The following is a 26,224-nucleotide window of genomic DNA, read 5'->3' on the forward strand; positions in this document are numbered from 1 at the left end:
CTGTACTATAATTAAGTTATTAATCTTTAACTGTAATTGATCCACCAAAGGTATTCTTTTTAGTAACGGTTCTAGGATTACCATAAATATCAATATCTCCACCAGCAGTAATACGTGCATCTACAGTATCACTTGCAGTTACTTCTGCTTCTCCAGCAGCACGTACTTTTATGTTTGTATTTTTGGTTTGAAAATCTCTTCCTTCGTAAATTCCACCTGTATTTAATGTAATATTTTGAGTGTTAGCTTTACCTCTAGTTTCTATAATTCCGCCAGTTACAGCTCTTACATTTACAGTGTTTACATCTAATCCTGCAATAATTGTAGCACCTTCTTGGGCACGTAATTCGATTGTGTCTTGCGTGATAAGCTCGTTACCTACAATTTTAGATCCTTCATTAGCATCAATAACTTTTATCTCTTTATAATGCACAGCAACAAAGGTTTTTGTACCATCAAAAATACGGTCTATATCCATGCGTATTTTTAACATATCGTTTTTAATTACTACTTCTACATCGTCTACATCTTCACCAGTAATAATCACTTTATTTTCGTCAGATTTTACTAGACTTACTTTTATTAAATCGAAAACTTTAACCGTTGTAAAGTCACCTACATGCTGACTTTTTGGGTTTTGTGCAAAGGTATTTAAGCTAAAAACTAAAGCTAAAATAGACAGTAAATATTTCATAATATTGAAGGTTTTGTTTGTATTAAGAGTCTATTTTTTGATTAGTGTTACAGTTTTATAAATATTTTGTTCTTGATATGATTTTTAAATATTTAATAAATCAGTCGAAACGATGATTAATTATGCAACATTTACTGCTGTACCAACTACTGAAACAAAAAAATAAGAGCCATTTACAGTTTCTATATCAAAACTAATACCTACTACAGCATTAGCATTTAAATTTTTAGCATTGTCTTGTAACTCTTGAAACGCATGTTCTTTAGCTTCGTTAATTATCGCTTTTGTAATGTCTTTACTTTTTTCGACTTTAAAAGAAAACTTCGTTTTCATTTCAAAAGAAGTACCAGTTACAATGCCTTTATATTCTATTATTTTAAAGCCTTCTATAGTATTTGTTGTGGTTAAAATCATGATTTATATTTTATTGATTAGTCCTTTAAATTTATAAAATGTTACAAATAAAATAGATTCTTCGCTACGCTCTGAATGACAATAAAATTCACTTCGATAAACTCAGTTTGACAATTATAACTATTTACGCTTCGTGTTTACCAATTAAATCAAAATCTAAATGACGTTTTACTAAATCTGCTTGTTTTACTTTTACAACAACTTCGTCTCCTAATTGGTACATGTTTTTTGTTTCGCGTCCAACAAGTGCAAATTGGTCTTGATCAAACTCGTAATAATCATCTTTTATATCTCTAATACGGACCATTCCTTCGCATTTATTAGCAATAATCTCGACATAAATTCCCCAATCGGTTACACCAGAAATTACGCCTACAAATTCTTCATCTTGATGATCTTGCATAAACTTAATTTGCATGTATTTTATGCTATCACGTTCGGCTTTTGTAGCTAAATATTCCATATTACTTGAGTGCATGCATTTTTCTTCATAAATCTCTTCGTTTGCACTTTTTTCGCCATCTAAATAACGTTGTAATAAACGATGCGCCATAACGTCTGGATAACGTCTAATTGGCGATGTAAAATGGCTATAATAATCAAAAGCTAAACCGTAATGACCAATGTTATGCGTGGTATATTCGGCTTTAGCCATAGTACGAATTGCTAAAGTATCTACTAAATTTTGCTCTTTTTGACCTTGAACATCTTCTAATAATTTATTTAATGAAGATGAAATACTATCGCGACTTTTAAAGTTTAATTTATGACCAAATCTAGCCACAACACCTTGTAAAGCAGCTAGTTTACTTTCGTCAGGCTCGTCATGAACACGATATACAAAGGTTTTTGATGGTTTCATTTTAGAAACAAACTCTGATACTTTACGATTGGCTAATAGCATAAATTCTTCTATTAACTTGTTAGCATCTTTACTGGTTTTAAAATGAACACCTGTTGGATTTGCTTGTTCATCTAAAGTAAATCTTACTTCAACTTTATCAAAACTAATTGCTCCAGAACGCATACGTTTGCTACGCATTTTTTTTGCTAATCGGTCTAAAACTAAAATTGCTTGGGCTATTTCTGGTTGTGTATTGTATGTTTTACCGGTAAGAGAAACGTCTTCTGGAATTTCTGTTTTTATGGATGAGATTTCTGTATTATTAGAAATAACAAAATCTGTGTTATTTTCTATAACAGCTTGCGCTTCTTCATAAGCAAATCTTGCATCACTATACGTTACTGTTCTACCAAACCATTGGTCTTTTATTTCGGCTTTTTCATTTAATTTAAATACTGCTGAAAAGGTATATTTTTCTTCATGTGGACGTAAAGAACATGCGCCATTACTTAATATTTCAGGAAGCATTGGCACTACTCTATCTACTAAATAAACAGATGTTGCACGCTCGTAAGCTTCATCATCTAAAATGGTACCTTCTTCTAAATAGTGAGAAACGTCTGCAATGTGTATTCCTATCTCGAATAAGCCATTTTCTAAAACTTTAAAGGATAATGCATCATCAAAATCTTTAGCGTCTTTAGGATCTATGGTAAAGGTTAAATCTTTACGCATATCGCGACGTTTTTTAATTTCTTCTGGTTTAATAGAGGTATCTATTTGATTTGCAAAATCTTCGACTTCTTTTGGAAATTCGTACGGTAACCCATATTCGGCTAAAATAGCATGGATTTCTGTATTGTGTTCTCCTGGTTTACCAAGGACTTCTTTTACACGACCGTTTGGTGAATCTGCTTTTTCTGGCCAATCTACTAACTCAACTAAAACTTTATCACCATCTTCAGCTTTATTAATTTTGTTAATAGGCACAAAAATATCTGTAGTCATTTTGTTAGAATCTGGGACTACAAATGCAAAATTGTTCTTTTCGTGTATTTGTATAACACCAACGTATTGCGTTTTTGCACGTTTAATGATTTGTGTTATTTCGCCTTCTAATTTACCGCGTTTACGACGTTTAAAGACGTAAAGTTCTACTTCGTCACCATCTAACGCTTTGTTAACATTGTTAGAGGCAATAAAGATATCTTCTTCAAAATCATCACAAATTACATAGCCAGATCCACGTGAAGACGCATCAAAAATACCAGTATGATACTCGGTATTTACAACTGCTTTAAACTTACCACGTTCTACTTCTTCAATCTCTTGCTTAGCTTTAAGCTGCGCAAGTTTTTTTATAATTTGGTTACGACTACTAGCATCATTAACGCCTAATTTGGCAGCAATCTGCTTGTAGTTAAAGGTTTTATTACGTTCTTTTCTAAGTATGTTTAGAATAGTCTCTGTTAGATTGGAAATCTTATTATGACTAGGTTTCCTTTTCTTTTTCTTCTTTGACATTTATATTTTTTAATGTATTGAATTTCTAAAGTTAAGTGAAATTCGGTTTATAATTAACTTAATTAGTGGGAAGAGAAAGTCATTAAGTTTTTACAAAGCTACATTTTTAAATTTAAAATAGAATTAAGGAAGCGTTAAATTAAAGACTTCAAACGTTATTCACATTTATATTATATATCATTTCTTTTCTTTTAAAATTTTTAAAAAATAATTGTAATGATTATTGCTTGTTAATAGCGGTATAACTTTTTGAAGTTTTTATTTGAAATTAAGTTAAACTTGTTCTATTAACAACTTATTAGAGTATTAACTATCTGATTTTAAAGTCTAATTAATATGTTATTAACAACTGTTTATAACGTAAATTGACAATTAACTTTTAATAAATACTTTTAAAATTGACGTTGAAAATTGACATTTTAGTGCTAATAAGTTTACAAAAAATTAAGGTTAACTATTTTGGTTGTTAACTAAACGTTACGGATTGTAAATTTTACTTAATAATCCAAATAAAAGTTTTAAAAAAGAATAAGAAGATATTAACAACTAATCAATACTTAAAGTAAAGAAATTAACAATTAATAGAGTTATTAACTTTTTTAGTTATTTAAAGATAAGTAACCATATAAAGATTATTAATAATGCTAAGCAATTAGTAACTTTGAGGCACTATAAACAACACAACATCAATTATTATGAAAATTTCAATAGGTAACGATCACGCTGGTACAGAATATAAATTTGCTATAAAAAAGCATTTAGAAGACAAAGGTATTACAGTTATTAATTATGGTACAGATGCATCAGATAGTGTAGATTATCCAGATTTTGTACATCCTGTAGCAAAAGATGTTACAGATGAAGCTGCAGATTTTGGTATTTTAATTTGTGGAAGTGCTAACGGTGTAGCTATGACAGCTAATAAACACCAAAAAGTAAGAGCTGGCGTATGTTGGACTAAAGAAATTACAGAACTTACCCGTTTACATAACAATGCAAATATTATTTGTATTCCTGCACGTTACACCGCTTTACAACAAGCTATAGCTATGGTAGATACATTTTTAGAAACTAAATTTGAAGGTGGAAGACACCAAAATAGAGTAGAAAAAATACCTATGTGTTAATAAGATGGGTCACCATCATACACATAATCACAATCACGCACATGATTTAAGAGGAAAAAAACTATTAATATCTATCCTTTTAAATATTGGTATTACCGTAGCACAGATTATTGGTGGTTTTGTTTCTGGTAGTTTATCATTACTTAGTGATGCTTTACACAATTTTACAGATGTTATTTCTTTAATTGTAAGCTATTTTGCTGCAAAATTATCAAAGAAAAAAGCGTCTAATAATAAAACTTTTGGTTATAAACGTGCCGAAATTTTAGCAGCATTTATAAACGCTTCAACATTAATAGTAATTGCTATTTTATTAATTATTGAAGCTGTAAAACGCTTTTTAAATCCTGAAACTATAGAGTCTAATCTTGTTATTTGGTTATCTCTTTTAGCTATCATTTTTAATGGATTAAGTGTTTTATTATTAAGAAAAGATTCTCAAACCAATATCAATATAAAATCTGCATACTTACACTTATTAACAGATATGTTAGCAAGTGTTGCCGTGTTAATTGGTGGTTTATTAATGAAGTACTACCAAATATTTTGGATAGATAGCGTATTAACATTTTTAATAGGTTTATACCTAATTTGGGTTGGTTACGCTTTGTTAAAAACCTCAACAAAAATGCTAATGTTATTTACGCCTTCGCATATAAATGTAGAAGATGTTGTAAAACGTGTTAATAGTATAAATCATATTAAAAAACTACATCATGTACATATATGGAATTTAAATGATGACGAGCTTCATCTAGAAGCACATTTAGATTTAGATAAAGATATTACAATCACGCAATTTGATGCTATTTTACAGCAAATAGAGCAGTTATTACATGACGAATTTGATATTAATCACGTTAATATCCAACCAGAATACAAAAAAGAAGATCCTAAAGATATAATCGTACAAGATTAAATTTATGCTAAACATTAAAGTAAAAACATTTAGTCAATTAACTACAAAAGAACTGTATGATTTACTACAATTACGTAGTGAAGTCTTTGTAGTAGAGCAAGATTGTGTATATCAAGATATAGATGGAAAAGATCAAAAAGCACTACATGTTTTAGGTTTTAAAGATGAAGTTTTAGTTGGTTATACAAGAATTTTTAAACCTGGAGATTATTTTGAATTAGCTAGTATTGGTAGAGTTGTAGTTAAAGAAAATGAACGTAAGCACAAGTATGGTTATGATATAATGGATGCATCTATAAAAACTATTAAAGATGTATTTAACACGACAGATATTAAAATTTCTGCACAGTGTTATTTAAAACGTTTTTATAATAATTTGCAGTTTTTTGAAGTAGGAGAGCAATATTTAGAAGATGGTATACCACATATTGCTATGATTTATGAAGATAAATAATAATTATTTTTTATCTGCAATATAGGTAATCAAGATTTCTACACGTCTATCGTATTTAGGATCACCACCAAGAGGAAATTTACGACGTAAACCGACATATTTCATGCGTTTTTTATCTACACCTTTACGTGCTAAATAATCATAAATATATTTTGCTCTAGCTACAGATAAATTACGTTTTTGTGTTCTTTTATCTACAGCATCACGACTATTTTGTGTACAACATACATGACCTTGTATAGTAAAATAGACGTTTTTCTTTGCAACTAAAATTTTAGCTAATTTTTCTAAAGTTTTTTTAGAATCTGAAGTAACATAACTGTAATTAGTTTTAAAATAAATTTTATCTAATCGTATTTTATCACCTGTTTTAATGTTGCCATTAGCTATATCTTCAGGTGTTATTTTTTTGTCTTTATTAGAAGTTTTATCAACAACTGTTTCTTCTATCTTTTGCTCTTTTGTAGCTAACTTTTTAGGTTTAACTATAATTTCTACTTTACGGTTTAAACCTCTAACTTTGTTTACTTCGTCTTCTTTTAAAACTTTTAATAAAATTTCGCCTTTACCATTAACATTGGTTATTAAATTTTGATCAATACCATAATCAGCAAACATCATTTTTATAGCATCTGCTCGGTTTTGAGAAAGCTCTAAGTTATAATCATTGGTACCACGATCGTCACAAAATCCATAAATTGAAATTTTATCAATTGTAATGGTGTCTAGTGAAGAAATAAAAAGCAGAAGCCTGTTTTCTTCTGTTAAAGGAACATCATATTCGTCAGTATTAAAATACACATCATGTTTTAATTCGCTTTGCGAAAAAATAGACGTGTTTATTAACAAAAAGATGATTAAAAAGTACTTCATTTTAAATTGCTTAACCACTAAATATAATAAATTTTTACTAGATTTTAATTTAAATATCTATTGTATTTACTTGGGTTAGCTAATATTTGTGTTGCTGTTTTAATCTCTTGATTATTTACTTTATAGTAGTCGTACAGTCCTTCTCTATATACATAACGTTTTACAATCTCGTCAGTTAGTAGATTAACTAATTGTGTTTTATTTTGGTCTACAGTTTGTGTTTTAGTTTTGTCTAAATGTTGTAATAAAGCATTGTATTCTTTTTGAATATCATCATTTAAATTTTCTGTTTTAGAGACTTCAAAAGCTTTTTTAAGCGCTTTTTCTGTTTCGGTTTCAAACTCAAAGCTAGAGTTTTTTAAATGATTTTTAAATGCATTAAAATCTGTATCAGATAATTTAAAACTATTAATATCTTCAATTTGATGATTGTAATAATACTGAGTTGCAAAATCAAAAATGGCTTGACTGTTTAATATAGCATCTGTAATTGCAGAATTTTTTGTTGTTTCTAAAGCTTCATCAGGAAAAACACCGCCACCATCATAGACTTTACGTCCGTTTTTGGTTTTAAACTCATGATAATTTTCTTGTTTTATACGTACTGCGTTACCATTTTCGTCACGATTCCAATAATCTAAAGACTGTATACAACGTCCTGAAGGCGTGTAGTATCTAGAAATTGTAACTTTAAGTTGTGTACCATAAGTTAGCTTTTTTGGTCGCTGTACTAAGCCTTTACCAAAACTACGTGCACCAACAATTACAGCTCTATCTAAGTCTTGTAATGCACCAGAAACAATCTCGGAAGCAGAAGCACTACGACCGTTAATTAATACTACAACAGGTATTTCTGTATCTACAGGTTCGTTTTTTGTATAATAGGTTTTATTGTATTTTTTAACCTTAGATTTTGTCGTTACTACCAATTGTCCTTTTGGTACAAAAAGGTTAACAATATTTATGGCTTCGCGAAGTAATCCACCAGGATTATTACGTAAATCTAATATGATGCTTTTTGCGCCTTGTGCCTTTAAATCTTTTAAGGCATACTCGGTTTGCATAGACGCTTTTGCATTAAATTTTTGAAGTACAATGTAGCCTGTAGTTTCATTAATCATAGAAAAATGAGGTACAGCATTAATTTCAATTTCAGAACGTGTTAAGGTCGTTGTATTGGTTTTTCCTTGACGTTTATAAGTTACTTTTAATGTTGAATTTGGTGCACCTTTTAATAAGTTAGAGGCATCATCTTCATAACCATCTACTTTGATACCGTCTACTTCTATAATTTCGTCACCTGCTTTAAGACCTGCTTTATCTGCTGGATAATCTTTATAAGGCTCTACAACTACTAATTTATCTTTTAAAGTTTTAATTCTTGCACCAACGCCAGTATAATCTCCTGTACGACGTATACGCTCTGCTTCTACATCTTGTTCGTTATAAAATTTGGTATACGGATCTAAATCGTTAAGCATATTTTTAATGGCATTATCCATTAAATCTGCAGGATTAGTCTCGTCTACATAATTCATATTAAGCTCTTTAAAAAGTGTGGTAAAAATTTCGATTTGTTTAGCTATTTCGAAAAAATCACTTTTAAAGGCGCTTCCGGTTATAAAAATAGTTAACGCAAAAACAGGAATTAAAATGCGTTTTTTAAGTATCTTTTTCATTCTTCTCTATATTAGAAACTTGGTCATTAAATTTAGTTAGTAATGCCTTCATTTTTTTGTCAATAGTCTTAAAATCTGGCATTTCTTTACTAATATATAAAATCATTAGCGTGTAATGGTCTAACTTATTGTCTATTAACAGATTTTTATTAAGTCTGTAGCCTTCACGTAGCAAACGTTTTACACGATTACGATGTACCGCTAATTTAAAATTTCGTTTACTTACAGATACCCCAACTTTTAGTTGGGTTTGGTTATCTAGATAGACCATACGCAAAGGATATGCCGAAACAGATTTTCCTTCAGCAAATAACTGCTCAATTGCTTTTTGGCTTTTAAGTTTTTCGTCTTTATTGTATGTGTAGCGCATTAATTTAGTTTTTTAATGCTTCTTGAAGTTGTAATAATTTACTTTCAAGCTCGTGTAAACGGTCATAAACATCCATTGGTTCTGGTATTTGTTTTGATGCAAACATTGTGACGTGCCAAACTTCCATAATGTCTTCTGCATTTATGGTGTATGTTGGATAATTTCCGTTTGTGTTATCACTTTTTAAAATAAGTTGTCCTTTTTCTTGAATATTATTGATAATTCGTTTTAAAACAATACCATCATTTTTACTGACAATAACGTAAACACGACCATTTTTAATATCTTTTAAATTTTCTACATATTGACCAAAAACCAAATCGCCATCTGCAAATGTGCTAAACATAGAATTGCCTTGTACTTCAAAACACCTGTATGTTCCATTAGTAAGTTGTGGCATATGAAACGTTGGTAAAGTCTCGATATACTCGCTATCTCCGTAACCATCTAAATAACCAGCTCTTGCTTTTACAGGAACGTAGACTACGTTTTCTTCATCGTTTTGATTAACAGCAACTACTTTTGGTATTCCAGAATATGTTTGAATTTTAGCCATATCTTGTTTTAACATCACATCACTTTTACCAAAAAGATAGTCTGGATTGATATTAAATTGATCTATAATTGCACTTAACACATCATAACCAGGTTTGGTTTTTTTACGAGTTCCATCTGGTTGAGGTCTACCATTAACAATGCTATCTATGGTTGTTCCGGTAACACCTATACGTTTTGAAAATGCATAATTATTAAGCTGAAAATGATTGATTATAGCGGTTATTTTTTGATCTATTTGCTGCATGTTTCTCAAAAGAAAGGTCTTGAAGACTTATAATTTAAGCTAAGATATGAAAATTCAAACATTTGTAGAGATATTGAAATTTATCTAATTAAACAAAAACATCATACGTTCTTGATTGTCTGGTAAACCAATAATATTGTTAGCATAATCGTTTTGATATGCTAAGTCTCCTTTTTTAATGTAACCTTCAGATTTTGGCATACATGCGCTCCATGCACCAGAAGGTTTACAGTCGTTAACATCTAATTTTACAATAGTATGATTATCTACAGTGATGACTACATTTTTAAAGTCTTTAGCTTTAGTTAAAGCATCATTAATATTATCTTTATTTAGCTTAACAACTTCGGTTGCAAGGTTTGTTGCTTTTGTTTTAAAGGCTTCAATTGGATTAGCAGACGTGTCTTTTTCTAAGCTTTTAATATCTTTTAGAAAAGGTAAATCTGCGTTAGTTTCAGTATTTTTTTCAGTGTTTTGTGTAGTAGTTTCTGTATGTGTTGTGCTTTCTACTTTAGTATCTACTTTTTCTTTTTGGTTGTCTTTACAACTAAAAGCTAATACTAGAATTAATACGTAGGCTAAATGTTTCATCTTTTTTCAGTTTTATTGAATAGCTTTTCAAATATAGAGTTTTAAGAATAAAAAAAGCTTCAACAATTGTTGAAGCTTTTAATTTCATTTTAATAGATAGTATTACTCTAATGTATTGTTACTTTTATCAACATCTGCCATTAGTTGTTTTGGATCTATTTTTATGCTTTTTATGGCACTTTTAGGTTTGTTTATACTAAAACTATAGGTTGGATATGCCCAAGCCCAATCGTTTAATATTTTTACGTTTGAAGCTAACGGTTTTTCGCCTCTCATAATTCTTAAAGGAATATTATACCATTCAGACGTTCCGTCAGTATATTCTACTTCAATATCTAAAGGCATTGGCATTAAGCCTTTACGCTCTAAATTTACTGTTGTTATGCTATTATTTTCTTCTGTAGAAGTTACTGCATAATCAATAGTATTAGTTGTTTGTGTCCAATCTATTAAGTACCAATCTAACTCTAAACCAGACACTTTTTCGGCAGTTCTAATAATATCAATAGGTCTTGGATGTTTAAAAGCAAAATCGTCAAAGTACTTTTTAAGTGTTTTTTTAAGATTGTCTTCACCTATTATGTAACCTAATTGAGATAAAAATACAGAACCTTTGTTATAAGCTGTTATACCATAAGCCATATTAGTTTCATAACGATCTGCATGTGTAGTTTGTGGTTTTTCTTTACCAGATTTTGCTAAATAAATATAACCTCTATAAGCATTTGCGTTAGGAATTTCTTTTCCTTCATTCATTACTTTATTCATTGCATGATCACTAATGTAACTTGTAAAACCTTCGTCCATCCACTCGTGTCTAGCTTCATTTGTCGCTAATAAAAATTGAAACCAAGTATGTGCTAACTCATGAGCTGTTACACCAACTAAACTACCAAAGCTACGTTTACCTGTAATTAATGTACACATGGCGTATTCCATACCGCCATCACCACCTTGAATAACAGAATATTGATTATATGGATATTTACCTACGTTTTCAGAAAAATACTGCATTAACTCAACAGTTTTAGGTTGTAAGTCTTTCCAATATTTTAAGTTATCTGCCGGTAAATCTTTTTTGTAATAAAAATGAAGCATTGGACCGTTTGGAACTTGCATAGTATCGTGAATATAATCCGGATCTGCAGCCCAAGTAAAGTCATGAACATTTGGCGCTAAAAATTGCATAGTTTTTTTGTCGCCTTTAATTTCAGGTTCGCCTTGTAAGTAACCAGTACCACCAACAACGTAATCTTTATCTATAGTCAAATTAACCTCAAAATCTCCCCAAACACCATGAAACTCGCGTCCTATGTATGGATCTGCATGCCATCCTTCAAAATCATATTCGGCTAACTTAGGATACCATTGTGTCATAGAAAGTGCAACACCTTCGGCATTATTACGACCAGAACGACGAATTTGAACTGGTACTTGCGCATCAAAATCCATTGTAAATGTTACACTTTGTCCTGGTTGAATAGGTTGAGCTAACTCTACTTCTAATACAGTACCAACCGTTTCATAATTAATTTTTTTACCGTCTTGTTTTAGGCTATTTACGTTGATATAACCAATCTCGTTAGGTTTTAATTTACTTATACGATCGCCAACTCTAGAATCTGGATCTTCAATAGTACGAGAACGTACATCCATTTCACTACCTGGTTGAAACGCATTAAAGTATAAATGATAAAACACTTTATCTAAAACGTCTGGCGAATTATTTGTATACACTAACGTTTGTTTTCCTTGGTATTGATAGTTGTTAACATCCATATCAATATCCATTTTATAATCTACATGTTGTTGCCAATATGTAGAGTTTTTTTCAGTTGAACTTTCTGAAGTTGAAACCGCTTGTTTTGTAGAACTACAAGCAGTTAAAAAACCGAAAGCAATGGTAAGAAGTAGTAATTTTTTCATTCTTTAAAAATTTAGTTGAAATAAAAAAGCCTCAACAGTTTTGGGTTGAGGCTTTTTGTATCTTTTTATGTATTAATTAGCAACTTGAGATGCCATAATTAAAGCATTGTAAGCGTTAACTATTTTTGCAGATTTACTAATATCTGATAGCGTTTTAACGTTATTAGCATCACCACCAACAATTACCTGAGATTTTACTGGTAAACCAGAACTCATAATAATTTGTTTTACTTGAGAAGCTTTTAAGTCAGGATATTGAGACCAGATTAAAGCTGCAACACCAGCAACTGCTGGAGCAGCCATACTTGTTCCTCCTTTAGTATCATATTCATTCTCTGGAGTTGTAGAGTATACTTTTGCTCCAGGAGCAAATACATCTACATTTTTAAGACCGTAGTTAGAAAAACTAGCAATCATTTTTGTACCATAACTAGGCGCTAAAGCACCAACGCGAATGTAAGTATCTGAAATCTCTACAAAATCTACATTATCATCAGGGAAGTTTGGTTCTACATCTACATCTTTACTATCGTTACCTGCTGCATGAACAAAAATTACGTTTTTATCACTAGCGTATTTAATAGCATCTCTTACCCAATCAGAATGAGTAGAATAGCTTTTACCAAAGCTACCGTTAATAATTTTTGCACCGTTGTCTACAGCATATCTAATAGCTTTTGCAATATCTTTATCATACTCGTCACCATTTGGTACTGCACGTAAAGACATGATTTTTACATTGTTTGCAACACCGTTAGCACCTAACCCATTATTACGTTCTGCAGCGATAATACCAGCAACGTGTGTACCATGACTTTCAGACTTAACAGAAGGCATTACGTTGTTGTTTCCGTAACCTGGTTTGTCATCAAAATCATCTGGATTATCTCCTGTTGTACGACCGTTAAAGTCTTTATTTAAGTTGTAGTTTACTTGGTCTGTAAAATACTCTACACCACCTTTTATTTGCTCTTTAGCTTCTTTCATAGACGTTAAACCATTTCCGTAGATAAAATTAGCAACACCAACAGCATCTTTTAGTGCTTGGTCTTCTGTATTGATTGCTTTAACTTCTTCTGCAGTGTAATCTTCTTTACCAAAATGCTTTGTTAACACATCGTGTGCTCCAGAAACTTGAGCGTAAATTTGGTCGTAGCGTTGTTTACCAGAAAGTGCTTCTTGATATTTTTTGTCTAGTTCTTCAACAGCTTCAGCATATCTTGGTATGCTAGCATTACCACTAGCTGCGATACGCGTCATTTCTAATCTTTCGTTGTATGCATCACCTAAGAAATTCCATCCATGGATATCGTCTACATAGCCGTTTTTATCATCGTCAATGCCGTTTCCTGGTATTTCGTCTGTGTTTGTCCAGATTACTCCATCTAAATCTTCGTGTTCGATGTCAATTCCAGAATCGATTACAGCAACAATAATTTGTTGTCCTTTTTTTCCTTTAATAATTTCGGCGTAAGCCTTATCCACACTCATTCCAGGAATGGTGTCTTTAACTAAATCTAAATGTCCCCAATTATGTGCTTCTGCTTCTGTTAAAGGCGTTTCTTTAATTGGCGTATTGTCAATATTTTCAATTGGAGTTGAAAGGATTGGTGCATTACCACCACAGCTTGAAAGCACAACTGCTGCAAATGCAGACAGCATTAATGGCTTGTAATTAATTGTCATTGCTTTTTCTTTGTGTTTGTTTTGTTAATTAAATATATCGTTGCACGTGTAAGTGTCTTTTAATCGTACGCCTTTTTCGGTATGTTGTACGGTTATAATTTCGTTGTGTGCATCGTGTTCCAAAAATAAGTAATAATTATTATCTGCCGCTAGGTTTAAGAATTTTTCTTTCTCGTCTAACGTCAGTAATGGTCTTGTATCATAACCCATTACAAAAGGTAAGGGTAGATGTCCTACGGTAGGAAGTAAGTCTGCCATAAAGCAAATGGTTTTTCCTTTGTAATTGATCATTGGTATCATTTGCTTGTCTGTGTGTCCATCTGCAAAAAAGATGTCAAAGCCAAGTTCTGAATTTTTTAAAATATCATCTTGCGGAATACTTGTAAATTTTAAGTGACCGCTTTCTTCCATTGGTAAAATATTTTCTTTTAAAAATGAAGCAACTTCACGACGGTTAGGTTGTGTTGCCCATTTCCAATGGTCTTTATTGCTCCAAAAGTGTGCATTTTTAAAAGCTGGTTCTAATTTAGTACGGTCTTTATTGTAATTTATGCTTCCGCCACAATGGTCAAAATGAAGATGTGTCATAAATACATCTGTGACATCATCTGTAGAAAAACCTGCTTTTTTTAAAGATTTTTCTAAACTATCATCGCCCCAAAGATGGTAATAGCCATAAAACTTTTCACTTTGTTTGTTACCCATTCCTGTGTCGATTAAAATTAATCGATTACCGTCTTCAATTAATAAACAACGCGCAGCAATATCTATCATATTATTACTATCTGCAGGATTGGTTCTGGTCCATAAAGATTTTGGGACTACACCAAACATAGCACCGCCATCTAATTTAAAATTTCCAGCTTGTATTGGATATAATTTCATAAAAGAAAGATGATTTAATAAGTTGCTGCAAATTAATAATTATAGAAGAAAGCTTAAGTCTTATTAGGGAATTATTAAGAAAAATAGAATAATTAAATTATTTGTTAAATTGACTTAGAATTAAAAAATGTAATTTTTTATGTATTTGACTAAATTTGGGTTAAAATTTATAGCATAAATTTAAGAATTACTATTTTCACGCAAAACAAGTTTAAATGTTAGAATTAGCAGGAATAATCATTTTAGGAATATTAGCACAATGGGTAGCATGGAAGTTTAAAATCCCAGCGATTTTACCCTTAATTTTAATAGGATTACTAGTTGGTCCAATTGCTGCAGAATTTATAACAGACGATGGTTCTAAATGGATAGAACCAATTTGGAATGAAAGAGAAGGCTTATTTCCTGGAGAAAGTTTATTCTATTTTGTGTCCTTAGCCATTAGTATCATTTTATTTGAAGGTGGATTAACCTTAAAGATGGCTGAAATAAAAAATGTAGGTCCTGTAATTACTAAATTAATTTCTATAGGGTCTATTGTAACATTTTTTGGTGCAGGTATTGCAGCACATTATATTTTTGAATTAAGTTGGGAAATTTCTTTTCTATTTTCTGGATTAATCATAGTTACTGGTCCAACTGTAATTACACCTATTTTAAGGAATATTCCTCTAAAAAAAGACGTATCTGCTGTCTTAAAATGGGAAGGTATTTTAATAGACCCAATTGGCGCTTTAGTTGCCGTATTAGTGTTTGAATTTATTAGTGTAGATGCTGGAGGCGAGTTTACCAAAACAGCCTTAATAGAGTTTGGTAAAATTGTACTTTTTGGTGCTACATTCGGGTTTACTTTTGCACATGCTTTAAACTTTATTATTAATAAAAAATGGGTGCCACATTATTTGCTTAATGTATTTGCTTTAGCAGCAGTTTTAGGTGTTTTTGTACTATCAGATGCATTTGCACACGAGTCTGGATTATTAGCTGTTGTGGTTATGGGTATGGTTTTAGGTAACTCTAAATCACCATATTTAAAAGACTTATTATACTTTAAAGAATCGTTAAGTGTTTTATTGATTTCGATTTTATTTATTCTTTTAGCTGCTAATATTAATTATAGCGATTTACTTTTAATCTATAACTGGAAAACCGTAATATTATTTGCAATAGTTGTGTTTGCAGTAAGACCTATAGGTGTATTTTTAAGTACACAAGGTTCTAAATTAAAACTGAATGAAAAACTATTTATTAGTTGGGTTGGTCCACGTGGTATTGTAGCTGCTGGTATTGCGTCTCTTTTTGGTTTAAAATTAGCCCGAAATGGTGTTGCAGGAGCAGAATATATTACACCATTAGTCTTTGTAATTGTATTAGGAACAGTACTTTTAAATGCCACAACAGCGCGTTTATTTGCTAAGTTGGTTGGAGTGTTTCTAACAAAATCTGGTGGAATTTTAATCGTTGGCGCTTCAAAAGTATCTAGATTAATCGGACATTATTTAGAATCTAACGGAAGACATGTTGTACTTATTGATAGTAATCAAAACAACATAAATAAAGCTAAAGAGTTAGGCTTAGAAGCTATCAATACCGATATTTATTCTCAAACTTTAATTGATAATATCGAATTAAATGACGTTGGTTATTTAATGGCTTTAACAGGCAACAGCGACATAAATAAATACGCTATTAACAAATTTGGAAAACAATTTGGAGAAAACGGCGCTTTTAGATTAGTGTCTTCTTCAGAAATGGCAGATAAAAATAATAACCCAAAAGAAGGTTTATTTTCTCATACTGATGATTTTAATTCTTTATCTGAAGTGACCAGAAAATACCCTAGCATTCAAGAAATTGAAATAATAGATAAAGAACATTTAGACGACTTAATTAAGACAACTAATAATGATAAGGACATTATTCCTTTATTTATTAAAGATAATGAAGGCGAGCTACATATCATTTCATCTTACAATACCGAAATTACAGATGTAGAAAAAGGCTATCATTTAGTCTATCTAGGAAAACCTTTAGATGTCGAAAAAGTAGAAACAGTACAAAGCTCTTAAAAACAAAAAACCTTCAGTTAATATTGAAGGTTTTTTTTATATGTACAAGGTTTAAGTTTTAATCATTTAGTTTTAAAACCGCCATAAATGCTTGTTGAGGTATTTCTACATTACCGACTTGACGCATACGTTTTTTACCTTTTTTCTGCTTTTCTAAAAGTTTTCGCTTACGCGAAATATCTCCACCGTAACATTTCGCTGTTACATCTTTACGTAACGCTTTAATAGTTTCTCTAGCAATAATTTTTGCTCCAATAGCAGCCTGAATTGGAATATCAAACTGTTGACGTGGTATTAATTCTTTTAGCTTTTCACACATCTTTTTACCAATATGATAAGCATTATCTGCATGTATTAAAGCCGAAAGCGCATCTACATTTTGTGCGTTAAGTAATATATCTACACGTACTAATTTTGAAGCACGCATACCAATTGGATGGTAATCAAATGAGGCATAACCTTTAGAAACGGTTTTTAAACGATCGTAGAAGTCAAAAACAATTTCGGCTAATGGCATATCAAAACTAAGCTCAACACGCTCGGTAGTTAAGTAAGTTTGATTGGTAATTTGTCCACGTTTTTCAATACATAAACTCATTACATTACCAACAAAGTCTGCTTTTGTAATAATTGTAGCTTTAATGTATGGTTCTTCAACACGATTTAAAGTTGAAGGTTCTGGTAAATCTGATGGGTTATTAACAATAATAATTTCATCTGGATTTTTATTTGTAAACGCATGATAACTAACGTTTGGTACGGTTGTAATAACAGTCATGTTAAACTCACGTTCCAGACGTTCTTGGATAATTTCCATGTGTAACATTCCTAAAAATCCACAACGGAAACCAAACCCTAATGCAGCCGAGCTTTCTGGCTGAAATACTAATGATGCATCGTTAAGCTGCAGTTTTTCCATAGAGGCACGAAGCTCTTCATAATCTTCAGTATCAACAGGATAAATACCTGCAAATACCATTGGTTTTACGTCCTCAAAACCGCCAATTGCATTTTTAGTTGGGTTAGCAGCATCGGTAATGGTATCTCCTACTTTTACTTCTTTAGCTTCTTTAATACCGGTAATGACGTAACCAACATCTCCAGCTTTTATTTCTTTTTTTGGTAACTGTTTTAGTTTTAATGTACCAACCTCATCAGCACCGTAAGTTTTTCCTGTAGCGATAAACTTAATTTGTTGATTCTTTTTAATAGAACCATTAATAACTCTAAAGTAAGTTTCTACACCTCTAAAAGGGTTGTAAACCGAGTCAAAAATTAAGGCTTGTAAAGGTTCATCTTCGTTACCTTTTGGTGCAGGAATACGCTCTATAATCGCTTTTAAAATATTGTCTACACCAAAACCTGTTTTTCCGCTAGCGTGAATTACTTCTTCTGGGTCACAACCTAATAAATCTACAATATCATCGGTAACCTCTTCTGGATTAGCACTTGGTAGATCTACTTTATTTAAAACAGGAATAATTTCTAAGTCATTTTCTAACGCTAAGTATAGGTTAGAAATAGTTTGTGCTTGTATACTTTGTGCTGCGTCTACGATTAGTAAAGCACCTTCGCAAGCAGCGATAGAACGAGAAACTTCATAAGAAAAATCTACGTGACCAGGAGTATCAATAAGGTTAAGTACATAATGTTCACCTTCATGAATAAAATCCATTTGAATGGCGTGAGATTTTATTGTAATACCACGTTCACGTTCTAAATCCATGCTATCCAAAAGCTGATCTTGTTTTTCGCGTTCGGTAACAGAACCAGTGTAATCAAGTAACCTATCTGCAAGTGTACTTTTACCGTGGTCAATATGTGCAATAATGCAAAAGTTTCTAATGTTCTTCATAGTCCAAATATCTTCATTAAAAAAGATGTTGCAAATATAATGTAATTATTAAGGATTTAAATATATTTATTAATAAGGTAAATCATTGAAAATTGCGGTTTTTCCCACAAGGAAAAGTAATTAACAATTATTATCTTGCACGACCTATTAATTTTTAAATGAAATACTTAGCCAATATTTTATTCTATTTACTGTCTTTTTATGCTATTGGGCAAGAGGCGACCATTACTGGTCAAGTAGTAGATCAAAATAACCAACCACTATCTTTTGTTAACGTTTTAGTTACAGATGCATCAGATAATTCTATAGTAAAAGGAGCAAGTACAGATGAGTCTGGAAAGTTTATTATTACAGGATTAGACTTTAAAACTTATATTTTGCAAGCTTCTTTTTTAGGTTTTGCAAGTTATACTGAAAATTTAACTATAGCTAACACGACATCTGTTACAAATATTATTTTAAAAGATAGCACAGAAAATTTAGAAGAAGTTGTTGTTACAGCTAATAAACCAACCCTTAAAAAGGAAGCAGATAGATTAATTTTTAATGTTGCAAATACTTCTTTAGTAGAAGGTACAATGTTAGACGTCTTACGAAGCACACCAGGTGTTTTGGTTTTAGGCGGAAATATTTCTGTTAAAAACAGTACTCCTACAGTATTTATTAATGGCAGAAAAGTGCAACTATCTGCATCAGAAGTAACACAGTTGTTAGAAAACTCTTCTGCAAATAGCATTCAAAAAGTAGAGGTTATTACCAATCCTTCTGCTAAGTATGATGCAGAAAGCGGAGTTGTTTTAGATATAGTAATGACTAAAAACTTAATAACAGGTTACAGAGGTAATGTGTTTTCTAATTACACGCAAGGTGTTTTTCCTAGGTATAATGCAGGAATCAATCAGTTTTACAAAACCAATAAAGTTAATATTAACCTTAACTACAACTATAACCAAAGTAAGATTAACAGAGATAATATTAACGAAATAAATTATTTAGATAATAACAACGCTATTTCAGAAAATTGGTATTCTACTTTAAATAGAAATACAACTTCAAAAACACACAATGCAAACTTAAATTTTGACTATTTTTTAAGTGAAAGAAGTACGCTTAGTCTAACATCTAACTTTTTGTATTTACCTTATTTTGATTATTTGACAAGAGGAAATACAACAGTAAATGATTTACAAGGAACTAATAATTATAATTTTAATGTAAATAATAATTCTAGTGATGATAAATATAATCTTGGAATAGATTTAGACTTTATGCAAAAGTTTAAAAATGAAAGTTCTTTAGCTATTAATGTACATATGACTAAATATGATTATGAGAGACACCAGCAAGTAGAATCTCAGTATTATTTTGTTAATAGTAACTCTAATTTTGACACTGCTTTTACAACAGATAATAATCAAACTACAGATATTATAACATCACAAATAGATTACAATACGGCATTAAGTGATAACTCTTCTTTGTCTACAGGAATAAAAACGTCTGTAATTAATACAGACAGTGATATTAGTCAGTTTGATATAGATCCAAATACAGGAAATACAACATTTAACAATCAAAATTCTGATACTTATCATTATGATGAGTCTATTTTTGCTGCATATTTAGACTATCAAATAGATTGGGAAAAATGGAGTTTTTCAGGAGGATTAAGAGTAGAGCAAACAGATATTGAAGGTCAATCTATAAGCACAAACGGATTAAACAACCAAGATTATTTAGAATGGTTTCCTACACTTAATTTAAGTTGGCAAACTTCAAAAAATATAAATCTATACACTAATTATAAACGTAGTATTAACAGACCAGATTATCAAGATTTAAATCCGTTTAATTTCTTTTTAAATGATAATACGATAGCTACAGGTAACCCTTTTTTACAACCAACATTTACCAACAAATTTGTTTTAGGAACATCTATAAAAAGCAGATATACTTTTGAATTTTACTACAAAGACATATCAGATCAAATACATGAAATTCCAATTCAAGACAATACCAACAACATTTTAATCTATCAACCAACCAATATTGGTAAAGCAACAGATTTTGGTTTAGATTTTATAACATATTTTGATGTTTCAAATAGCTGGTCTGTTTATTTTGTAACATCTTTTTATAACATACAAGAAGAAGCTTTTTTAGACAATCAAATAGTTAAACAAGATCAATGGAGCAACTACTCTGTGCTTAGTAATGATTTTTCATTTTTAAAAGACAAAAGCCTATCTGCTAATTTTACAGTTATTTACACAAGTAAAAATTTACAAGGGTTTCAAACGGTAGATGGACGTTTAATATCAGATTTGTCTATTAGTAAAAAGCTATTTAAGGATAAAGCAACATTATCTTTAGCTTTTGCAGATTTATTTAATAAGCAAGATTTTACTGTACGCACTAAATATGGTAGACAAGACAATTATAACTTCCATAACCAAGATAATAGATATGTTAAGTTAGGTTTTAGTTATAAATTTGGTAATACAAGCTTACAGACTAACGAACGTACCAAAGATAAGAAAGAAAGAGACCGATTAGAGTAAGAAACAATCTTAAATAATAAAACGTTTTTAATATAAAAAGACCGTGTAACATAAAGTTATATGGTCTTTTTTATTTAGGCTCAAAAGAGTTTATAATTAACATGGCATCATCAAAATATTTATCAAATAATTTTTCTTCCATATGAAACGCTATATAATCTAATTTAGAGTCTCTAACATAAAAAAACTCTAATCGTTTAAATTTTTCTTTAAAAGATTGTCGCTCAATAGTCGATTCAATTTTATAAATATATTTAGAACCTTCTGGTAATTTAGTTAATATGTATTCTTTTTTAATTTCTCTTGGTCTTAGGGTTTTACCATGTTCGTTTAAAGTATTTTCTACGCCATTAAATTTTTCAATATAGAAAGGGTTTTTATTTACAGAGATATTATTTAATTCATCTTCGGGATTTAAATCTTTTAATTTTTTTGGAGTCAAATTAATGTGACCAACACCTCCAAACCTAACCCATGTATTAGGATATTGTATCTTAAAATGACTGTGTCTTATAGTTTTTAATTTTATCTGGCTATTCTGTGTGCCACAGCTAAAAAAGATAATGCAAAAAATAATGATGAGTCTTTTCATTTAGAAACTAATTTGCATAAATATAGTTTAATCTTCTTTGTCTTACAATTATTTAAAAAGATGTAATTTTGCCAAAAAATTGTAACGTGGTAAAAATAGGTAATATAGAACTTCCAGAGTTTCCGTTGTTGTTAGCTCCAATGGAAGACGTAAGCGATCCGCCTTTTAGAAAATTATGTAAAGAGCAAGGTGCAGATGTGGTGTATACAGAGTTTGTGTCTAGCGAAGGTTTAATACGTAATGCAGCTAAAAGCGTTATTAAGTTAGATATTTACGAAAAAGAACGTCCTGTTGGTATTCAAATTTTTGGAGCTAATATGGATAGTATGTTACAAACCATAGATATTGTTTCTGAGTCTAAACCAGATATCATCGATATTAACTTTGGTTGTCCAGTAAAAAAGGTAGTTAGTAAAGGTGCTGGCGCAGGTATCTTAAAAGATATTTGTTTAATGGAACAATTAACTGCCGAAATGGTTAAGCGTACCAATATACCTATTACCGTAAAGACAAGATTAGGTTGGGATCATGATTCTATTAGGATTGTTGAAGTTGCAGAACGCTTACAAGACGTTGGTTGTAAAGCAATAGCGATACATGGTCGTACACGTGCGCAAATGTATAAAGGTAACGCAGATTGGAAACCAATTGCTGAGGTAAAAAATAATCCACGTATGCATATTCCTGTTTTTGGAAATGGAGATGTAAATACACCAGAACGCGCAATGGAAATGCGTGACCAATACGGTTTAGACGGTTGTATGATTGGTCGTGCTACAATTGGTAATCCGTGGTTTTTTAAACAAGTAAAACACTTTTTTGAAACAGGAGAACATTACCGACCAATAACTATGCAAGAGCGTGTTGATGCGGCAAGAAGACACTTGCAAATGGCTATAGATTGGAAAGGCGAAACTTTAGGTGTTTTAGAAACCAGACGTCATTACACCAATTACTTTAAAGGTATTCCTCACTTTAAAGAATACAGAACAAAAATGGTAACTAGTGATCATTCTGTTGATGTTTTTGCAGCTTTTGATGAAGTAGAAAAACAGTTTAGCGATTATGTGTTTACTGAGTAATCTAACCTGTTTTTACTAAATTTCTATTTATTCTAGATGCAGCAATCTTAGAAGCTATGACGCCTAAAACCATTAATGTTAGCATTACAATTACAAAGTTTTTAAATTGTAATGCAACAGGATAAGGTAAAACAGGTGTTATCATAATTAGCTTAAAAGATAATTGTAATTGTACTAATGCATAACCAATAATTAGTCCAATAATACCGCCAATTAATGTCATTAATATACCTTGATATAAAAATATTTTTCTAATATCTTTTACGCTTGCACCTAAGTTATATAAAGTGTTTAGTGTCTTTTTCTTATCTAAAATAGCCATTATAATGGTGCCAATAATATTGAAAAGCGCAATGATTAAAACTAAAGTGAAAATAAGATATACCGCCAGATTTTCAGTATTTAACATCTTATAAATAGCATCATTTAATTGGTCTTTGTTTTTCACCAAAATATTAGGTCCTAAAACAGAAGCTATTTTATTTTTTATAGTGTCTTCATCTGCATTTTCATTCAGTTTAAACTCAATGCATGTAATTTGGTTATCGTTGTAGTTTAATAACTGCTTTGCTGTTTCTAAAGATGTAAAAATGTATTTGTTATTTATTTCTTCATTAATATCATAAATACCAACATTAACTACTTTTACTTGGTTTATAGCTTGATTTTGAGATGTAATTTGACCTTTTCCTGGTTTTGGTACAGAAAGCGTCATACTTTTTCCGTAGTCGTTAGCGCCAACATTTAAATGTGTAGAAATGGTCCAACCAACAACAGATTGTGGTGTTTCTGGATAAATCCAACCACCAATAGGAATAACAGATTCTATTTTAGTAACTTCACTAAAATTTTGATCAACACCTTTTATGTAAGCAGGATGATTATTGCCATCAAAAGTAGCGATAACACGTTCTTCAATAATTTTTGAAAAACTAGCAATACCTTCAATGTTCTTTAAATCTTCAGCTTGGTGTTGAGACAATGTAAACGATTTACCAATAGTTGTTTCTGCTTTTAAATCTGGATCGATTATAGAAGTAAATTCTAAAGTAAACTCACGTAAACCAGCAAAACCAGAAAGTACAATAAATAAAGAAGCAGACCCTAATACGATACCAACCATTGCAATAATGGTTATAAAGTTTATAGCATTATTACTGCTTTTAGAACGTAAATAACGTTTAACTATGTACAGCGGAAAATTCAACTAAGATTTTTTTCGTTTGCCTAATAAATCTGGGTTTTCAATAGGATTATCCTCTCCTTTTAAAGACTTTTCAATTTTGTCAATATATTCTAAAGAGTCGTCTATATAAAACATTAGTTGTGGCATACGACGTAATTGATTTTTAGTACGTTGCGCAATTTCGTGTCTTATAAAAGGTGTGTTTGCTTTAATACCTTCAAGCAACTCTTTTCCTTTATCGTTAGGAAAAATACTTAAATATACTTTAGCATCTGTTAAATCTGCAGTTACTTTTACTTTAGATACCGATATAATTACACCTTTTAATCCGCCTTTAGTAGCAGCACCTTGTAGTACATCTACCAAATCTCGTTGAAGTACCGAAGCTATTTTTTTTTGTCTTTGACTTTCTTCCATGCTACAAAAATAGTTGTTATTACAAGAATATATTACTTTTAAGACATATTTAAGCAAATATTAGATCTAAAATACGTTAAAAAATGGAAAAAATTGAACATATTGGTATAGCAGTTAAGAGTTTAGAGGATTCTAACAAACTTTTTGCTAAACTATTTGGTAAACCACATTATAAAGTTGAAGCTGTAGAAAGTGAAGGCGTTAGCACATCTTTTTTTGAAGTTGGACCAAACAAAATAGAACTTTTAGAAGCAACAAAACCAGATAGCCCAATTGCAAAGTTTATAGAAAAAAAAGGTGAAGGAATACATCATATTGCTTTTGCGGTTAATGATATTGAAAAAGAAATTAAGCGTTTAAAAGAAGAAGGTTTTACAGTTTTAAATGAAACACCTAAAAAAGGCGCAGACAATAAGTTAGTAGCATTTTTACATCCAAAAACAACTAACGGAGTTTTAATAGAACTTTGCCAAGATATCAAGTAATTTAAAAAAGGTTTGCAGTATTTTAAAAATAGTAGTAATATTGCACTCCAATTTCGGGTCCTATAACTCAGTTGGTTAGAGTATCTGACTCATAATCAGAAAGTCCCTGGTTCGAGCCCAGGTGGGACCACTTCTAGAAATTGAAAAGCTTCACAGTTTTGTGAAGCTTTTTTTATTTTCGTTTTAAATATTTTTGATAAAAGTATTTAAATAAAAAGGACGTTATCATATCGTTAAATATGTATTTTAACGATAAAATTTGCACTTGAAAGATAAATTTTAAGTAAAAACTGTTTAAAAAATTTTGTTAGCAGTCTTTTTTTCATACATTTACAACCGAATTTCTCTCAAGTTCAATAAAAAAATAATAGCCCAAATGTTATTTATGTTTTTTAACCTAATTAATATAGTAGATGGAGGTAATGTTCCGCCACCGCCACCGCCACCAGTACCACCACCTGGTTTACCCATAGATAATGGTATTGTGTTTTTAATTGCTGCTGCTCTTTTTTACGGGATATATAAGGTTATAAAACATAAACAAAGCTTAAGCGCTTAGTTCGGTTAAACGTTTTACATATTTTCCTATAACATCAAATTCTAAGTTTACTTCAGTTCCAACTTTAAAAGTTTTAAAATTTGTATGCTCAAAGGTGTAAGGTATAATTGCTACACTAAAGCTGTTTTTTTGAGAGTTTACAACTGTTAGACTTACACCATTTACAGTTATAGACCCTTTTTCAATAGTTACATTATTTAATTTTGGGTCATATTCAAAAGTAAATAACCAACTGCCTTCAGTTTCCTTTACATCAATACAAGTTGCTGTTTGGTCTACATGACCTTGCACGATATGTCCATCAAGTCTTTCACCTAATTTCATTGCGCGCTCAAGGTTTACGGTACTATCAATAATTAAATTACCGATATTTGTTTTATCAAGTGTTTCTTTTATGGCTGTTACAGTATACTGGTTATTATCAATTGCAACTACAGTCAAGCAAACGCCATTATGGGCAACACTTTGATCTATTTTTAGCTCATGAGTAATTTCGCTTTCAATAGTAATATGTAAATTATCTTTTTCAGTAACAAGATTGGTTACTTTACCAAGTGTTTCAATAATTCCTGTAAACATAAACGTAATCGTTATTATTTGGTTAAATTTGTTGCAGGTAAAATTACAAAC

The 26,224-nt window shown here is 30.8% G+C and carries 24 protein-coding genes and 1 tRNA gene; 9 read left to right on the forward strand and 16 right to left on the reverse strand.

Going from position 1 to position 26,224, the window contains the following annotated elements; all coding sequences use genetic code 11:
- Positions 1–19 precede the first annotated feature (19 nt).
- From H574_RS0104140 to H574_RS0104150, 3 genes are all read right to left on the reverse strand, one after another.
- Positions 20–694, reverse strand: a complete 675-nt coding sequence (locus tag H574_RS0104140) for a head GIN domain-containing protein (protein WP_027879348.1) — start codon at positions 692–694, stop codon at positions 20–22.
- A gap of 120 nt (positions 695–814) precedes the next feature.
- Positions 815–1,108 (reverse strand): heavy metal-binding domain-containing protein, encoded by a 294-nt coding sequence (locus H574_RS0104145; protein ID WP_027879349.1) that lies wholly within the window; start codon positions 1,106–1,108, stop codon positions 815–817.
- A gap of 124 nt (positions 1,109–1,232) precedes the next feature.
- Positions 1,233–3,476 (reverse strand): ribonuclease R family protein, encoded by a 2,244-nt coding sequence (locus H574_RS0104150; protein WP_027879350.1) that lies wholly within the window; start codon positions 3,474–3,476, stop codon positions 1,233–1,235.
- A 695-nt stretch (positions 3,477–4,171) separates the two neighbouring features.
- Here H574_RS0104150 and rpiB point away from each other — a divergent pair.
- The 3 genes from rpiB to H574_RS0104165 are packed head-to-tail and all read left to right on the forward strand — an operon-like array spanning position 4,172 to position 5,976.
- On the forward strand, positions 4,172–4,603 hold the full coding sequence (gene rpiB / locus H574_RS0104155) for a ribose 5-phosphate isomerase B (RefSeq protein WP_027879351.1): 432 nt from the start codon (positions 4,172–4,174) through the stop codon (positions 4,601–4,603).
- A 4-nt stretch (positions 4,604–4,607) separates the two neighbouring features.
- Entirely contained in the window at positions 4,608–5,522 is a 915-nt protein-coding gene (locus H574_RS0104160; protein ID WP_027879352.1) for a cation diffusion facilitator family transporter, read from the forward strand.
- Positions 5,523–5,526: 4 nt separating this feature from the next.
- Complete coding sequence (locus tag H574_RS0104165; protein WP_027879353.1) at positions 5,527–5,976, forward strand: GNAT family N-acetyltransferase; 450 nt, start codon at positions 5,527–5,529, stop codon at positions 5,974–5,976.
- A gap of 3 nt (positions 5,977–5,979) precedes the next feature.
- Here H574_RS0104165 and H574_RS0104170 read toward each other — a convergent pair whose 3' ends face one another.
- The 8 genes from H574_RS0104170 to H574_RS0104205 all read right to left on the reverse strand — a co-directional run bounded on the left by H574_RS0104170 (position 5,980) and on the right by H574_RS0104205 (position 14,788).
- Positions 5,980–6,849, reverse strand: a complete 870-nt coding sequence (locus H574_RS0104170) for an OmpA family protein (protein WP_027879354.1) — start codon at positions 6,847–6,849, stop codon at positions 5,980–5,982.
- A 44-nt stretch (positions 6,850–6,893) separates the two neighbouring features.
- Positions 6,894–8,528: a S41 family peptidase gene (locus H574_RS0104175; RefSeq protein WP_027879355.1), complete on the reverse strand. Its 1,635-nt coding sequence runs from the start codon at positions 8,526–8,528 to the stop codon at positions 6,894–6,896.
- Positions 8,512–8,898, reverse strand: coding sequence for a ribonuclease P protein component (gene rnpA / locus H574_RS0104180; protein ID WP_027879356.1), 387 nt, complete (start codon positions 8,896–8,898; stop codon positions 8,512–8,514). Before rnpA ends, H574_RS0104175 begins: the two co-directional genes overlap by 17 nt.
- A 4-nt stretch (positions 8,899–8,902) precedes the next feature.
- Positions 8,903–9,700 carry a S24 family peptidase gene (locus H574_RS0104185; protein ID WP_027879357.1) on the reverse strand — a complete coding sequence of 266 codons (798 nt, stop codon included), beginning with the start codon at positions 9,698–9,700 and terminating at the stop codon, positions 8,903–8,905.
- A gap of 84 nt (positions 9,701–9,784) precedes the next feature.
- Positions 9,785–10,291, reverse strand: coding sequence for a hypothetical protein (locus H574_RS0104190; protein ID WP_027879358.1), 507 nt, complete (start codon positions 10,289–10,291; stop codon positions 9,785–9,787).
- A gap of 102 nt (positions 10,292–10,393) precedes the next feature.
- On the reverse strand, positions 10,394–12,217 hold the full coding sequence (locus tag H574_RS0104195; RefSeq protein ID WP_027879359.1) for a M1 family metallopeptidase: 1,824 nt from the start codon (positions 12,215–12,217) through the stop codon (positions 10,394–10,396).
- Positions 12,218–12,289: 72 nt separating this feature from the next.
- Positions 12,290–13,903: a S8 family peptidase gene (locus H574_RS0104200; protein ID WP_027879360.1), complete on the reverse strand. Its 1,614-nt coding sequence runs from the start codon at positions 13,901–13,903 to the stop codon at positions 12,290–12,292.
- Between the two features lie 24 nt (positions 13,904–13,927).
- A complete protein-coding gene (locus tag H574_RS0104205; RefSeq protein WP_027879361.1) occupies positions 13,928–14,788 on the reverse strand; it encodes an MBL fold metallo-hydrolase in 861 nt (286 codons plus the stop codon).
- Positions 14,789–15,003: 215 nt separating this feature from the next.
- Here H574_RS0104205 and H574_RS0104210 point away from each other — a divergent pair, with 215 nt between their 5' ends.
- On the forward strand, positions 15,004–16,857 hold the full coding sequence (locus tag H574_RS0104210) for a cation:proton antiporter (protein WP_027879362.1): 1,854 nt from the start codon (positions 15,004–15,006) through the stop codon (positions 16,855–16,857).
- A 58-nt stretch (positions 16,858–16,915) separates the two neighbouring features.
- Here H574_RS0104210 and lepA read toward each other — a convergent pair whose 3' ends face one another.
- A complete protein-coding gene (lepA, locus tag H574_RS0104215; RefSeq protein WP_027879363.1) occupies positions 16,916–18,712 on the reverse strand; it encodes a translation elongation factor 4 in 1,797 nt (598 codons plus the stop codon).
- Between the two features lie 158 nt (positions 18,713–18,870).
- Here lepA and H574_RS0104220 point away from each other — a divergent pair, with 158 nt between their 5' ends.
- Positions 18,871–21,273 carry a TonB-dependent receptor domain-containing protein gene (locus H574_RS0104220; protein ID WP_036227063.1) on the forward strand — a complete coding sequence of 801 codons (2,403 nt, stop codon included), beginning with the start codon at positions 18,871–18,873 and terminating at the stop codon, positions 21,271–21,273.
- A 70-nt stretch (positions 21,274–21,343) separates the two neighbouring features.
- Here H574_RS0104220 and H574_RS0104225 read toward each other — a convergent pair whose 3' ends face one another.
- The gene (locus H574_RS0104225) at positions 21,344–21,865 is read right to left on the reverse strand and encodes a hypothetical protein (protein WP_155912579.1); all 522 of its coding nucleotides are present in this window, start codon (positions 21,863–21,865) and stop codon (positions 21,344–21,346) included.
- A gap of 86 nt (positions 21,866–21,951) precedes the next feature.
- Between H574_RS0104225 and dusB the strand changes: the two genes are divergently transcribed.
- On the forward strand, positions 21,952–22,947 hold the full coding sequence (gene dusB, locus H574_RS0104230) for a tRNA dihydrouridine synthase DusB (protein ID WP_027879366.1): 996 nt from the start codon (positions 21,952–21,954) through the stop codon (positions 22,945–22,947).
- Position 22,948: 1 nt separating this feature from the next.
- Here the strand turns inward: dusB and H574_RS0104235 are convergent, their stop codons facing one another.
- Together H574_RS0104235 and rbfA are read right to left on the reverse strand one after the other, a co-directional pair.
- Entirely contained in the window at positions 22,949–24,154 is a 1,206-nt protein-coding gene (locus H574_RS0104235) for an ABC transporter permease (protein WP_027879367.1), read from the reverse strand.
- Positions 24,155–24,550 (reverse strand): 30S ribosome-binding factor RbfA, encoded by a 396-nt coding sequence (rbfA, locus tag H574_RS0104240; protein ID WP_027879368.1) that lies wholly within the window; start codon positions 24,548–24,550, stop codon positions 24,155–24,157.
- A gap of 83 nt (positions 24,551–24,633) precedes the next feature.
- On the opposite strand from rbfA, the gene mce reads away from it, so the two are divergent.
- The 3 genes from mce (at position 24,634) to H574_RS0104255 (ending at position 25,594) form a co-directional block, all read left to right on the forward strand.
- On the forward strand, positions 24,634–25,035 hold the full coding sequence (gene mce, locus H574_RS0104245) for a methylmalonyl-CoA epimerase (protein WP_027879369.1): 402 nt from the start codon (positions 24,634–24,636) through the stop codon (positions 25,033–25,035).
- Between the two features lie 56 nt (positions 25,036–25,091).
- Positions 25,092–25,165: transfer RNA gene (locus tag H574_RS0104250), tRNA-Ile, on the forward strand.
- A 255-nt stretch (positions 25,166–25,420) separates the two neighbouring features.
- A complete protein-coding gene (locus H574_RS0104255) occupies positions 25,421–25,594 on the forward strand; it encodes a PID-CTERM protein-sorting domain-containing protein (RefSeq protein ID WP_240471249.1) in 174 nt (57 codons plus the stop codon).
- On the opposite strand, the gene H574_RS0104260 is transcribed toward H574_RS0104255, so the two are convergent.
- The gene (locus tag H574_RS0104260; protein WP_027879371.1) at positions 25,583–26,173 is read right to left on the reverse strand and encodes a riboflavin synthase; all 591 of its coding nucleotides are present in this window, start codon (positions 26,171–26,173) and stop codon (positions 25,583–25,585) included. The genes H574_RS0104255 and H574_RS0104260 overlap by 12 nt on opposite strands.
- Positions 26,174–26,224 lie beyond the last annotated feature (51 nt).

Origin of the sequence: Mesoflavibacter zeaxanthinifaciens DSM 18436 (assembly GCF_000422365.1) — a bacterium.
GTDB lineage: Bacteria > Bacteroidota > Bacteroidia > Flavobacteriales > Flavobacteriaceae > Mesoflavibacter > Mesoflavibacter zeaxanthinifaciens.

What these genes read in the sequence shown, in the direction of transcription:
- H574_RS0104140 (WP_027879348.1), bottom strand. Translation starts at nt 694, where the DNA reads ATGAAATATTTACTGTCTATTTTAGCTTTAGTTTTTAGCTTAAATACC.
- H574_RS0104145 (WP_027879349.1), bottom strand. Translation starts at nt 1,108, where the DNA reads ATGATTTTAACCACAACAAATACTATAGAAGGCTTTAAAATAATAGAA.
- H574_RS0104150 (WP_027879350.1), bottom strand. Translation starts at nt 3,476, where the DNA reads ATGTCAAAGAAGAAAAAGAAAAGGAAACCTAGTCATAATAAGATTTCC.
- rpiB (WP_027879351.1), top strand. Translation starts at nt 4,172, where the DNA reads ATGAAAATTTCAATAGGTAACGATCACGCTGGTACAGAATATAAATTT.
- H574_RS0104160 (WP_027879352.1), top strand. Translation starts at nt 4,608, where the DNA reads ATGGGTCACCATCATACACATAATCACAATCACGCACATGATTTAAGA.
- H574_RS0104165 (WP_027879353.1), top strand. Translation starts at nt 5,527, where the DNA reads ATGCTAAACATTAAAGTAAAAACATTTAGTCAATTAACTACAAAAGAA.
- H574_RS0104170 (WP_027879354.1), bottom strand. Translation starts at nt 6,849, where the DNA reads ATGAAGTACTTTTTAATCATCTTTTTGTTAATAAACACGTCTATTTTT.
- H574_RS0104175 (WP_027879355.1), bottom strand. Translation starts at nt 8,528, where the DNA reads ATGAAAAAGATACTTAAAAAACGCATTTTAATTCCTGTTTTTGCGTTA.
- rnpA (WP_027879356.1), bottom strand. Translation starts at nt 8,898, where the DNA reads ATGCGCTACACATACAATAAAGACGAAAAACTTAAAAGCCAAAAAGCA.
- H574_RS0104185 (WP_027879357.1), bottom strand. Translation starts at nt 9,700, where the DNA reads ATGCAGCAAATAGATCAAAAAATAACCGCTATAATCAATCATTTTCAG.
- H574_RS0104190 (WP_027879358.1), bottom strand. Translation starts at nt 10,291, where the DNA reads ATGAAACATTTAGCCTACGTATTAATTCTAGTATTAGCTTTTAGTTGT.
- H574_RS0104195 (WP_027879359.1), bottom strand. Translation starts at nt 12,217, where the DNA reads ATGAAAAAATTACTACTTCTTACCATTGCTTTCGGTTTTTTAACTGCT.
- H574_RS0104200 (WP_027879360.1), bottom strand. Translation starts at nt 13,903, where the DNA reads ATGACAATTAATTACAAGCCATTAATGCTGTCTGCATTTGCAGCAGTT.
- H574_RS0104205 (WP_027879361.1), bottom strand. Translation starts at nt 14,788, where the DNA reads ATGAAATTATATCCAATACAAGCTGGAAATTTTAAATTAGATGGCGGT.
- H574_RS0104210 (WP_027879362.1), top strand. Translation starts at nt 15,004, where the DNA reads ATGTTAGAATTAGCAGGAATAATCATTTTAGGAATATTAGCACAATGG.
- lepA (WP_027879363.1), bottom strand. Translation starts at nt 18,712, where the DNA reads ATGAAGAACATTAGAAACTTTTGCATTATTGCACATATTGACCACGGT.
- H574_RS0104220 (WP_036227063.1), top strand. Translation starts at nt 18,871, where the DNA reads ATGAAATACTTAGCCAATATTTTATTCTATTTACTGTCTTTTTATGCT.
- H574_RS0104225 (WP_155912579.1), bottom strand. Translation starts at nt 21,865, where the DNA reads ATGAAAAGACTCATCATTATTTTTTGCATTATCTTTTTTAGCTGTGGC.
- rbfA (WP_027879368.1), bottom strand. Translation starts at nt 24,550, where the DNA reads ATGGAAGAAAGTCAAAGACAAAAAAAAATAGCTTCGGTACTTCAACGA.
- mce (WP_027879369.1), top strand. Translation starts at nt 24,634, where the DNA reads ATGGAAAAAATTGAACATATTGGTATAGCAGTTAAGAGTTTAGAGGAT.
- H574_RS0104255 (WP_240471249.1), top strand. Translation starts at nt 25,421, where the DNA reads ATGTTTTTTAACCTAATTAATATAGTAGATGGAGGTAATGTTCCGCCA.
- H574_RS0104260 (WP_027879371.1), bottom strand. Translation starts at nt 26,173, where the DNA reads ATGTTTACAGGAATTATTGAAACACTTGGTAAAGTAACCAATCTTGTT.